Source organism: Bifidobacterium sp. ESL0819 (assembly GCF_052606245.1).
In genome coordinates, this window is record NZ_CP199587.1 from 1 (window position 1) to 11,431 (window position 11,431).

Here is an 11,431-nt window from a genome sequence, read left to right on the forward strand (position 1 = left end):
CCAGACTGATCACGATGACAGTACGCATAGTACAAGCAAGCGGTATTCTGAGCTATCGACCAGTGCTCCCCTGCATGCTTGTTCAAGACAGCCTTGGCTTGTGGAGCGAATCGTCGACTTTCTTCAGAAGTGATTGTCTTCTGTAAAACCTGATATTCCAAAGGACGCAGCGTACCTATATCCGGCAGACTGACCGCCTCTTCTCCTGATAAAAGCTGATGCTGCTTATCCCGGGACTCTGTAGTGAATCCCCGCAGGCATTGGCTCCAAGGTCGGCTGTCTGCCGGATATGGTGAGGGGAGGGCTTCTCATAACCGCTCTGCCCCAGAAGACCAAGAACGGCTTCAGGGCCGAATGTCAAAAAATAGATACGGCCACAAGTACATGGGTGCTATACAGAAATGCGGTTCTGAGAATGTCGGCAAATCGTTCAGCCGTCCTCTGAATCAAAATCGGTTGGCATAATAGCATCCGAGCGTACGAACCGACTCATGTCCATATGCTAGACCTCCTTCTTACCGGTTCATTCAGCATGATCTCGTTCTCAACCGATAGCCGCTGCCAAGCAGATGGATCATCCAATCGCACATTTCAAGGGGATCAGCCTGCATCTGATCTGTCAATATTTCTAATGCTTCCGTTCTCTTCGAGGAAGACCTCATCTGGCACAAGCTGTGTCTCGATGCACCCAGCAAAGTCGGGGTTGAATGAATTCCGGCCTCTACATTTGGTTATCCAAACCTGTCGTTATCTGTTTACGCGCGACTCAGAATTATTTGACGTCACTTATGCCAGGCAAGGATCGATGGATGACGAATTCTCCCGCTCTGCTTCCGGCACGACTTATCTGATCTGGTTTCAATGCCGGGCATTCTCGGAAACCAAGTCCTCCTAGCGTTATAATGGTGTATTCCGGCAACGACGTCCACAGGAAAGGCAGCCATGAACGATTGGAATCAGCCAATAGACCATCAAACAGGGGACAACCAAGACCCGGCTCGGGCAGGCGGGAATTACTCCGGCTACAGCGGATACGACCAACAATCGTCAAGCTACGGCTACGGGTCTGCTCCACAGCAGGGAAATCCCTCGGAAGCAGCCAATCAGTACCCTAACGCGGATCAGCCTTGGCGGACTTCGAACATCCCAGGAGGACCTCAGAATCCCTATGACCAAACCGCATATATGCCACAATCCAACGGCAGCAGCGAACCGTCCCAGGCTCAACCTTGGCAGCTCCAGACCCAGTATGTCAACGGACCGGGCATGTCAAACAAGTCAAAAGTCACGGCAGCCATCCTGGCTTTCTTCCTGGGCAGCTTCGGCGTACACAACTTTTATCTAGGCAAGACCGGGCGAGGGGTCGCCCAGCTGCTGATCACGATTTTCGTCCTCTTTATCGGCCCTCTCATCTCTTCGATCTGGGCCATCGTAGAAGGCGCGCAGATTCTTGGCTCGCATCCAGGCTCGCCTTACCATATGGACGGCAAGGGGCTGCAGCTGCAGGATTGAAAGCGCACGGACCCGGCCTACACCGGTCCTGGCTGCTAGCAGCTGCCTTAAATGCTTTTGGGTCTCAACATCCTTTCGACTGAAAACCAGAGACAATCAGAAGGGCATGGCACAGGCGCCCGCTCAGACACTACCTTCCGTAAGGTCAAAGATCGACGCGAAATCAAGGATCAGCTCCGTCCGCAAACTTGGCAGAGACGTCTGCCTAAAAAACAAAAGCCACTTGCCTCGTCACGACACCCGTAGGATGCCATGTGCGCCTTTTTCAGCCAGACTCATGATGTGGTTGACTATGGAATAGTCACCAGGCTGGTCGACCTTGAGCTCTACAAAGCCGCCTTGGGCCGGCAGCAGGGGCAGGACCTGAGCTCCGGCTGATGAGGCAGCGGAATCCGCTCTCGAATCTCCGCCTATCAGATAACGGCCCTCGGTCCAGACAGTATCGAACTGGGTTCCGACGATATGGAAGGACAGCGGTTGGTTAGGCCCGGCGTCCAGAACCCAGATGCGAACTCTTTGCCCCTTCTCCAGCGTGAGGGGGTGGGCGTCATATTGAAAGGCACGCCCGTTGAAGGTCATGATATCCGGGCTCATGGCCGCTACCTTTTCAGCATCGGCAGCACCTCCATTGGAACCTAGATAGATCTCGGACTGGACCAGAACATATTCAGCAGCTACTGGCGACAGTGTGCCGTCATCCACGACCACAGCCCCGTACATGCCGTTGGCTATATGGTTTGACATGGGGTCGCTGCTGCAGTGGTACATCCAGATGCCGGCCCGATCAGCGGTGAAGGTATATATGAGCTCCTTGCCAGGGTCTATGTTGCGCATCATGGTCTGCGGAACGGCCGGGCCAGCATGAAAGTCAATGGAATGGCTCATGCTTCCCTTGTTTCTGATGGTCACTTCAAAGGTGTCTCCCACCCGACCTCTGAGCACCGGACCCTGAGCTAAGGGCCGCGATCCCCTATCCCGCGGATCGCTCGCATCATCGAAGCTCCAGACCGTGCGCTCAAGCCCTGCTGCCACCTGTTCCTTGCGTTCTTTGACGTCCAGAGTGTACTTTCTAGTACCAGCCCTCCCCTGGTCATCCAGGGGTGGAAGAGCGGCCTTGGCGGGATCGCTTTTCTCAGCCTGCAACTTGAGCTTGGCTGCCGAAGGGGCCTGGTTCATAGTCATCTTCGGAGCGGAGGACTGCGCTTGCTCGGTAGTTGTTCCACCCCTGGTTTTGACCTTGAGCTCCATGCCCATCTGACGGTGTCCTGCCAGCGAGCACCATCCTAATGTGTCGCCGCCCAGGACGCCTACGTCGACCGAGACGCTCTGGCCTGCAGGCACGGATCCTGTGCTCTTGCCATTGGCAAACACCAAGTCATGCCGCTGATCCCCGGTATTCTGAAAATCTACAACCAACCGATCGCCTGCATCGATGGTGATGGTATCCGGCACAAAGGCCATCCCCTTCACCTTGATTGAAGCTCTGCTGGTGTGTCCGGTCGGCTGAACGCTCTTCGACGATGCGTCCCGAACGCTCCCAGCACTGGGCGATGCCCCGACCGAGACAGCCAGCGTTGGCCGTATAGCCATCAAGACCACGGCGGCCACCAGGACCAGCACAGTAGCCGAAGTGGCAACCAGATCCGTCCTCAGGGCGAATGTTCCTAGCCGTTCGGTTTCCGGAGAGCCCTCTGGCTGGCGACGACGGTAGCGTTTGGATGCCAGGACCTGCTTGCCACGAGCAGCCAGGTAAACCACGGTCAGCATCATGGAGAGGATTCCCAGGACATTCAGCAGGTTCCCCGCCTTCCATAAAGGCGTGTACAGCCGGATAGCTCCAAGAAGCCTGATCAGCAAGCCGACCTGCATAAGCGCCCAGGCACCCCAGAGGAGTGGGTGAAAAGGCAGGGGCCTGCGAATGACGGAGGGGACGATCATGCAGACATGGGCGATGACCATGGTCATAATGAATCCCACAGCCAAGGCATGCAACGCCATATCGCCCCAGTAGGTGTTGGAATCCAAAGGTGCCGCCATCCATATGAGAGCAGCCAGAAGCCCCCAGGCGTAGGCCGACAGCATGCAGGTGCCCATGAATCCTGGCAGGCCACCATGTCGGAAGGTACCCTTGGCCACGTCGTGACTAGCCATGACCAGGAGGAGCAGGCCCAAAGCCAACCCCAGAAGCGGATAGCCGACCGAAGGCGCCATGGCTTGAACAGGCAGCATCAGGACGATCAGAAGACTCAGACCCAGAATCCCCGATTCAAGACGGATATCCGAAAAGACTGCCCTGGCCAGTTCCACCCGCTCCCCGACGATGGTCAGAATCAGAAAGAGAAGCCAGGTTGGAGCTAGAACCGAGGCATCCAATCCTGCAACCCAGCCAGCGGCCCCGACCAGACCCACCAGGGATCCGAGGACCTGTATGAGCACCTCTGCAGAAGGCTGCCGACGCCAGATAGCCAGATACATGGCTGTCAGGACCAACATGGACAAAGTCCACGGAATGCCGCCAAAAAGCTCCACCCTGACCCATGATGGGGCAGCAGCGCGGCTCGAGACCATCAGCGACAGCAGACAGAGCAGAGACCCCAGCAAGCCCAAGGCAGGGGCGAAAAATCCCCAGGAGGGCTTGCTGGAACCGCCGCTGCGATAAGCCACTGCCCTCTCAAGACCAATGGCAGCGCCCAAAAACCCATAGACCATGAGCCCGCCGTGCAGATCGGCCAGGGGCACCCTGTCTGAAGGATGGATCAGATCCGCACGAATCAGCGCCGCTGTAAGGCCAAGCAATGCAGCCAGACCTGCGCCTATGAGAAGGGCCATCCTGGACCTGGGCAAGGCCGTTTTACCGCCGGACTTGCGCATCTTCTGGTCGTTCTGCATAGGTCTGTCCGCCTTGTCCTGGGTTGATAATTGATTTGATGGTTATACAATTTAATCGATGAGTCAGGAAATTCAAGCCCGCAAGCGATGGGTCCAATCCCCATCCAGACGCAGAAGCGGGGAAGAGATTCGCTCCGCAATCTTGAATGATCTGCACACGGCAGCCGAACGGACCGGCGCAGGTCTTACCGCACAGCAAATCGGGGCAGCCTTCGACATCCATTCGACCACCGCTCGTTTCCATCTTGAACGTCTGGTCGAACAAGGTGAGGCAGTCCGCCAGAAAAAAGACAGTAATGGCCAATCAGCCGGTCGAGGCAGGCCGGCTGTCATCTACTCCCCCACATCCGTGAACCGAGCCAGGGAGGATATGATCTCCTCGCTCTGCATGGCTTTGGAGGCTGCCTGCCCGGATACCCGAAGCAGAAATAGGGCCGCGCTGAAAGCAGGTGTGGCCTGGGGCCGCACCCTGGCCGGCCAGAACAGGGAAAACGCGAAAAGGGAGATGCCATCGAGCATGGCTCAGACACTATTGGATACGCTGACAACCCTAGGGTTTGCCCCGGTTATGGCAGGACCGAATGCGGCAATCCTGCACCTGACCTCATGCCCTTTTTTGGACAGCGTCGGCAGCCACCCCATTATCTGCACAATCCATCTGGGGATGATCCAAGGGCTCGTGGACGGCAGAAGCAAGAAGACCAGCGGCAAAAAGGCCAGCGTGTCCTTGAAACCCTTGTCCTCGCAAAAAGGATGCTTTCTGGAAGTAATAAAAACAGATAGTCGATCAAAAAGGAGAGTAAAGCAATGACCTACGTGATTGCCCAGCCCTGCGTGGATGTCAAAGACAAGGCCTGCGTAGACGAATGCCCGGTGGATTGCATCTACGAGGGCCCCAGGAACCTCTACATCAACCCCAACGAATGCATCGACTGCGGCGCCTGCGAGCCTGTTTGCCCCGTGGAGGCAATCTTCTACGAGGAGGATCTGCCAGAGGAATGGACCTGGTTCAAGGATGCCTCCGAAGACTTCTTTGCCCAGGTCGGCGATGCCGGCGGCGCCCAGGCCCAGGGACCCTACGATCACGACCATCCACAGGTTGCCGCCCTGCCCCACCAGGATAATTTCGTCTGCATTCAGCCGGAATCACGAGGCCAGCGCGCAGTCTGGGTCCGTAAGGACCAGGCCAAATGAAGACTGGCTCAAGTCAGGATGATCACCTGGCCTTCCCTGACTTTCTGGACCGCCCTGTGGATCAGGCTGCCCGGATGCTTCTGGGCTGCCTGATAATCCGAGACTACGAGTCGGATGGGAAACAGGCCAGGGTTCGGATCGTGGAAACCGAAGCCTATGATCAGAATGATCCGGCCAGCCATGCCTACCATGGACGGTCAGCTCGCAACGATGCCCTTTTCGGCCCCAGCGGACATATGTATGTCTACTTCACCTATGGAATGCACTACTGCTTGAACATCTCCTGCCAGGAGGACGGATTCGGCGCCGGTGTGCTGATTCGGGCCTGTCAGCCAATGCAGGGTCTGGGCCTTCTGCGCAGCCACAGGCATGGCCGTCACCCTGACCGGGATCTAACCAATGGTCCCGCCAAGCTCTGTCAGGCATTGGACATCGACAAGCGCAGCTACGGCCATGACCTGAGAAAACCGCCCATCCGTCTGGCAGCCGCGGAACTGGCTCAGGACGAGACCATCACGGCAACTCCCCGAATCGGCATATCCCACGCCAAGGAAACCCTACGGAGATTCGTCATCGCCGGAAACCCCTACCTGTCACGATAAGGGGCAAAGAATCCTTCACCTAGGGCTTGTACGCCCTAAAGGGTGACGACTTATTGCTCTATAAAGCGGGATTCGACACAGCTCTGGAAACGGACAAGCGAAAGAATGACGGCAGCAAGCAGAGCGATGATCAGCATACCCATGAAACTGCCGGTTACCGGATCCAAGCCAAACGCTGTTGAGAAAGCCTTGAAAACCCAGGTGGATGCCGTAAAACCAAGGCTGGTAGTGGCCGAAAAGATCCCCATGACCAGTGGATAGCGCCGGTGCTCGGTCAGATTGGACAGGAGGAATGGGCAGGTGGCCATATTGATTGCACTGCCCGACCCTATCAAGAACGCCGACAGACAGACCAATGGGAAGGAGCGGGTGGTCAGGAAGAGCAAGGCGCCCAGAGCCATGAGAGCAAAGGCGACCGGAATGGTCCATTGCCGGCAAATCCGCTTGATGCCGTTGATGCCGAGTCCAATAACGACCGACGAACCCGTGTTGAACATCAAGGCCACCCCGGCTGCACTGGTGCCGCCCAGACCGTACTTGGCAATGTAGACCGAGAGCTTGTTGTACAGGACCGCGACCAGGAAAATGCTCAAAAACCCGATGACAATGCAGGATATGATGCCCCACCAGCATTGTCGGCCTTTCCAGGAGGACGATGCTTCAGACCCTGTGGCCTTGTCAGGCTCATCCTCGACTGCACCAACCCGTGGGACCATGAAGATGACTAGCGCCAAGGCGGGCAAGGCCAGGAAATAGAGCCAATAGTTGTGCAGCCATCCTCCCTTGGCCAGGACACCGCCAAGAGCAAGAACCAGCATGGAAGAGCCATCCTGAACAGCCAATACCAGCCCCATCAGCGCCGCCAGCCGCTTCCCGCGGAAGAACCTGGCCGACAGGCTGGGGAGAACAGTAGTGGCGATGCCCACGCCGAACCCGACAACCAAGGCAAACAGGAGAAGCTGGCTTACGCTTCCGTGCAAGACCAAGGGCATCAGGCCGCCCAGGGCCACACACAGACAGCTGATGCAGGCAGCGGTTCTGAAACTCATTCTGGTCATGAGCTGGCCAAATAGAAGAGCGGAAACTATAGCCGCCGAAGAGCCTATGGAGACTACAGATTCAACGGTGGAGGGATCGGCATGGGGAAAGGATGCCTGGATGGCTGCTACGGAAGGGGAGATGATGGAGTCAAACCGCGACATGACGGCCAAGGCCATGATTCCGACCAGAACTCCAAGATTCCGTCTGGACAATATCCCTGTGTCCCTGTGCTCAGACACATCTTGGTCCGGTTCCACCGTTGCTGCCTCCCTCTCAATGCCAGCGGCACCATATCTGGTTGATGGAGGGCAGTCTACTCCAGCAGCAGGGCCATGCCAACCAAAACAACCAGAAAAAACAGATTAAGTGATGTATAGATCTTCAGGTAATTGCCTTTTCTGTCAGGGTACTGCTTGATCACAGCCTTGTAGGAAATCAACGAGGCCATTGAAGCCACCAGAGTGCCTAGCCCACCTAGGTTGGTGCCAAGAATGATAGGACGCCAGGCTGTCGAGAAACCTGAGACCAGAAGGGCGGTGGGCACGTTGCTGATGACCTGGCTGCACAAAACCGAGGTGATCAGAGGATGGATATTGACCAGGCTGCTGACAAGGTTGTAGAACTGAGGAATCCGCCTGGCATTGCCTATAAAAACGAAGAAAGCCACGAAAGTCAGAAGCAGTCCCCAGTCCACATGCAGAAAGACCCGCCTGTCGCAGATCAGGAAGGTCACAGCCACCACCAGGACCATGGCCCATTGGGGAATCAGCTTGGCCACACCGAGCAGGCAGACAAGAAAAAGAAGGAAATAGAGGGTGATACGCCATCCGCTGGACCGCTGCATCTCTTTCACCTGAGGTTGTACTCCCTCCTCTCTGGGCGCAAGTATGCTGCGGCGAATCTCCTGTGCATTCATACCCTCGAACTTGTTCAGATGCTGATTCCTGAAGGCGAACCAGCAGCACAGGAAGAGCATCAGGGCCGCGACCAGGGCGTATGGCGCCATAAGGAGAAGGAACTCACCGGCAGGCATCTCGGAACGGGCCTTGAGATATAAGTTGTGGGCATTGCCAATAGGGGTCAGCATGCTGCCCACATTGGCACCCAGAGTCATTAGGGTGACGACCAGCAGGGCATGGCTTTCCAGCTCAGCCATGATGAGAACGGCAATGGCAAAAGGCACGAAGGTAACCAGGGCGACATCATTGGTAATGAACATGCTCGAAAAGAAAGGCAGCGAAACCAAAACCAAGGCCAGGCCACGCACCGAGCGGACATGGCTCAGAAGGCTGGCCCCAATGGCGTGGAAAACCCCGATGCGCTGAAATCCGCTGACCACCATCATGAGGGAACCCAGCTGAGTGAGGGTATTGACGTGGATGTAGCCCAGGTACTGCCGGTCCGGAGGAATGAGGATGCAGGACACGAGAGCAACGACTGTCGCGACGACCAGGACGGTCTCGTTTTTCAACAGTCCGATCACCCGATGTTGCATAGTCACCTCCGGCGAACGAATTCCTCACTTAGTTTACGCGCCCGCCTGCAGCTTACAGGGCCTTGCCAGACGCTATTTTCCGCTCCAAAGCCTCAGGTCGGAACGCTCGAGAGCTACTGACTGCTAGCCTGTCCGGCCCCGACTTTTGACTCCCGTCGGATGCGCATAAAATCAAATGCGCATAAGGCGTGGAAAAGGGTCCTGCAAATCAGCACATCCGCAGGACCCATATCGAACTGCAATATTACTTGTCGCTCATTCGTTCCGGATCCGGAATCAGATAGGACAAGGCCAGGGCAACCAGCACCAGCACACCGCCGCCAATCATTGCCGCGACATATCCTGTACGGGCGCCCCCGGATGCCGCCAGGCCACTCATGAATGCATAGAGGACCGCGTAACTCAGCCCCGAGCCCAGGTTGAAGGCTCCGGCATTGAGACCGGGCAGATAACCTGTGTTGTCCGCAGGAGACAGGACGACACCTAGTCCGTTAAGCATGATATTGGCCGTCCCTGCATAGGAGACGCCTAGGATCAGAGAAAGAGCCACCAGACTCCAGATGCTGGGAACCAGGCAGACGTAGATGCCAAAGGCCAGTCCGAGCACACTGAATAGCTGACCGACCCTCAGCACCTTGAGGTAGCCGAAACGTGAAGCCAGCATCCCGGCCACCGGGCCAAAGACCAGACCGACCAGGGCATATGGGGTCAATGTGACAAAGGAGACGATGCTGGCCTTCAAGCCGACGCCGACCTCGCCATCCTGGGCCAGAGCCGGAACGATCCCATTCATGATGGCGAAGACGCCGACCATGGTGGTAAGAGTCGTCAGCAGAAGGCCCCAGGTGCGCCGCTGCCTCAGATAGATTGTGGTGACCATGGGTGCTGACGAGGTGCTTTCGACCTTCCAGAAGATCATGAAGAAGACCGCAGCCACCAGGATCTCAACGACCACCAGGATCCAACGTGCCTGAGCCAGCTTCTCGACCTCGTTGATAGCCAGGTAGGCCGCCAGGAAGGCGATGCACAGGAATACCACACCCGCCCAGTCCATACGGGGGCGATCGTCTGCATAGCTTTCGCGGGCGAAGACTGCCACCAGGAGTACGGCTACCACGGCGATGGCCACCATGAACCAGAAGACCGACCTAAAGCCGAACGTGCCGGCCAACCATCCGCCCAGTATGGCATCCACGCCGCCGATGCCACCGTTGACCGCTGTCAGAATGGCCATGAGTTTGGCGTAGCGGGCCTCATCGGGCACCTCGGCGTGCAGCATGATCAGGGTCATGGGCACGACCGGACCAGCCACCCCCTGAATGACGCGCCCAATCATCAGCACCGTCACATTGGGAGCCAGAGCGGAAACCACGCATCCCAGCGCTGTAAGGCTCAGCATGCCCAGCAGCACCTTCTTGCGACCGGCCAGATCGCCCAGTCGAGGCAGGAAGAGGGAGAAGACGGCACAGGAGGTGAAGAACACCGTCTGGGTCAGGCCGATGCTGGAGCTGCTTGCATTGAGTTCGACCCCCATGGTCGTCAGGGCCGGGGAGAGCATGGATGCGTTGAGCTGGAAGGCGAAGACGGCGGCCATGAGGGCCGTCATCAAGGCGACTATGGAAGGGCCGGAGCCGCAATCGCTCGTGGCAGCGGTCTTGTCAGCTTCGGATGATGGGGTATTCGAAGTATTCATGTATCTCATCCAATCGTGGTAATGGCCTTGACCACCAGGTCCCAGAATCCTCGGAAGTCAAGCTTGACGGCCACCTGGGTGTGGCAGTCCTCGGCAGATGGCTCCGGACCGCGCAGATCGGCCACGGTCATCCCGCAGGTCAGGTCCCCGCGCAGCTCCACATCGACCGGACAACGACGGGTACTCACAATGGACGGGTCAATCAGGTAGGCCACAGTGCAGGGATCATGCACGGGCGGATCCACGAAGTCCTGGTTGTCCTGGTAAGACTTGCGGAAGAAGTCCATCAGCCCGCTGACGAAATGGGCCAGATCAGTGCCGATGCCCTCAATGCGCTGCTGAACCTCCGGGGTGCACAGGGCCTGATGAGTCAGATCCAGCCCCACCATGGTGACCGGCCAAGGCTCGTTGAAGACGATATGTGCGGCCTCAGGATCCACCTTGATGTTGAATTCAGCGACAGCGCTCCAGTTGCCCACGTGGTAGCCGCCGCCCATGAGCACGACCTCGCGGACGCGATCGACGATGCGAGGTTCCTTGCGGACAGCCATGGCGATGTTGGTCAGGGGCCCTGTGGGAACAAGAGTCACTGTGCCCGGCTCCTCGCGCATGATGGTCTCGATGATCCAATCGACGGCGTGGCCAGGATCCAGCGGCCGGGTAGGCTCAGGCAGCTCGACTCCGTCCAGACCGGTCTGGCCATGGATGGAGGCGGCCACCTCCTGAGGACGCACCAGCGGCCTATCACATCCGGCGTGCACCGGCACCTGGCGCGCATGGGCCTTTTCCAGCACAGCCCTCGCATTGTAGGTAACCTTGTCCAGACTCTGGTTGCCGCCAACCGTAGTCACTCCGATCAGGTCGATCCGCGGATCGCCTACTGCCAGAAGGATAGCCACCGCATCGTCATGCCCTGGATCGCAGTCCAGGATGATCTTGCGCGTCGTCATGTACTCGCCTACGCCTTTCTCATGAATATGTCCTGGGCCATTGACCATGGCCCAG

General features: G+C 57.4%; 9 protein-coding genes. 4 read left to right on the forward strand and 5 right to left on the reverse strand.

Features of this window, described 5'->3' with window-relative positions; genetic code table 11:
- Positions 1-942 precede the first annotated feature (942 nt).
- Entirely contained in the window at positions 943-1,512 is a 570-nt protein-coding gene (locus ACUIAD_RS00005) for a TM2 domain-containing protein (RefSeq protein ID WP_445343284.1), read from the forward strand.
- Positions 1,513-1,743: 231 nt separating this feature from the next.
- Here ACUIAD_RS00005 and ACUIAD_RS00010 read toward each other — a convergent pair whose 3' ends face one another.
- On the reverse strand, positions 1,744-4,401 hold the full coding sequence (locus tag ACUIAD_RS00010) for a multicopper oxidase domain-containing protein (RefSeq protein WP_445343285.1): 2,658 nt from the start codon (positions 4,399-4,401) through the stop codon (positions 1,744-1,746).
- A gap of 58 nt (positions 4,402-4,459) precedes the next feature.
- On the opposite strand from ACUIAD_RS00010, the gene ACUIAD_RS00015 reads away from it, so the two are divergent.
- From ACUIAD_RS00015 to ACUIAD_RS00025, 3 genes are read left to right on the forward strand one after another with little or no spacing between them, the layout of a single operon-like run.
- On the forward strand, positions 4,460-5,212 hold the full coding sequence (locus ACUIAD_RS00015; protein ID WP_445343286.1) for a helix-turn-helix transcriptional regulator: 753 nt from the start codon (positions 4,460-4,462) through the stop codon (positions 5,210-5,212).
- On the forward strand, positions 5,209-5,595 hold the full coding sequence (gene fdxA, locus ACUIAD_RS00020; RefSeq protein ID WP_198230135.1) for a ferredoxin: 387 nt from the start codon (positions 5,209-5,211) through the stop codon (positions 5,593-5,595). The genes ACUIAD_RS00015 and fdxA overlap by 4 nt, the downstream gene beginning before the upstream one ends.
- Positions 5,592-6,197: a DNA-3-methyladenine glycosylase gene (locus tag ACUIAD_RS00025; RefSeq protein ID WP_445343287.1), complete on the forward strand. Its 606-nt coding sequence runs from the start codon at positions 5,592-5,594 to the stop codon at positions 6,195-6,197. Before fdxA ends, ACUIAD_RS00025 begins: the two co-directional genes overlap by 4 nt.
- Before the next feature lie 50 nt (positions 6,198-6,247).
- On the opposite strand, the gene ACUIAD_RS00030 is transcribed toward ACUIAD_RS00025, so the two are convergent.
- The 4 genes from ACUIAD_RS00030 to uriH all read right to left on the reverse strand — a co-directional run bounded on the left by ACUIAD_RS00030 (position 6,248) and on the right by uriH (position 11,376).
- Complete coding sequence (locus tag ACUIAD_RS00030; protein WP_445343288.1) at positions 6,248-7,450, reverse strand: MFS transporter; 1,203 nt, start codon at positions 7,448-7,450, stop codon at positions 6,248-6,250.
- A gap of 101 nt (positions 7,451-7,551) precedes the next feature.
- On the reverse strand, positions 7,552-8,733 hold the full coding sequence (locus ACUIAD_RS00035) for an SLC13 family permease (RefSeq protein ID WP_445343289.1): 1,182 nt from the start codon (positions 8,731-8,733) through the stop codon (positions 7,552-7,554).
- Positions 8,734-8,977: 244 nt separating this feature from the next.
- Entirely contained in the window at positions 8,978-10,426 is a 1,449-nt protein-coding gene (gene uriT / locus ACUIAD_RS00040; RefSeq protein ID WP_445343290.1) for a uridine transporter UriT, read from the reverse strand.
- Positions 10,427-10,431: 5 nt separating this feature from the next.
- Positions 10,432-11,376, reverse strand: a complete 945-nt coding sequence (gene uriH, locus ACUIAD_RS00045) for a uridine-preferring nucleoside hydrolase UriH (RefSeq protein WP_110452557.1) — start codon at positions 11,374-11,376, stop codon at positions 10,432-10,434.
- Between the last annotated feature and the right edge of the window lie 55 nt (positions 11,377-11,431).

Excerpts from the sequence above, each read along its gene's own strand:
- ACUIAD_RS00005 (WP_445343284.1), top strand. The coding sequence starts at position 943 with ATGAACGATTGGAATCAGCCAATAGACCATCAAACAGGGGACAACCAA.
- ACUIAD_RS00010 (WP_445343285.1), bottom strand. The coding sequence starts at position 4,401 with ATGCAGAACGACCAGAAGATGCGCAAGTCCGGCGGTAAAACGGCCTTG.
- ACUIAD_RS00015 (WP_445343286.1), top strand. The coding sequence starts at position 4,460 with ATGAGTCAGGAAATTCAAGCCCGCAAGCGATGGGTCCAATCCCCATCC.
- fdxA (WP_198230135.1), top strand. The coding sequence starts at position 5,209 with ATGACCTACGTGATTGCCCAGCCCTGCGTGGATGTCAAAGACAAGGCC.
- ACUIAD_RS00025 (WP_445343287.1), top strand. The coding sequence starts at position 5,592 with ATGAAGACTGGCTCAAGTCAGGATGATCACCTGGCCTTCCCTGACTTT.
- ACUIAD_RS00035 (WP_445343289.1), bottom strand. The coding sequence starts at position 8,733 with ATGCAACATCGGGTGATCGGACTGTTGAAAAACGAGACCGTCCTGGTC.
- uriT (WP_445343290.1), bottom strand. The coding sequence starts at position 10,426 with ATGAATACTTCGAATACCCCATCATCCGAAGCTGACAAGACCGCTGCC.
- uriH (WP_110452557.1), bottom strand. The coding sequence starts at position 11,376 with ATGACGACGCGCAAGATCATCCTGGACTGCGATCCAGGGCATGACGAT.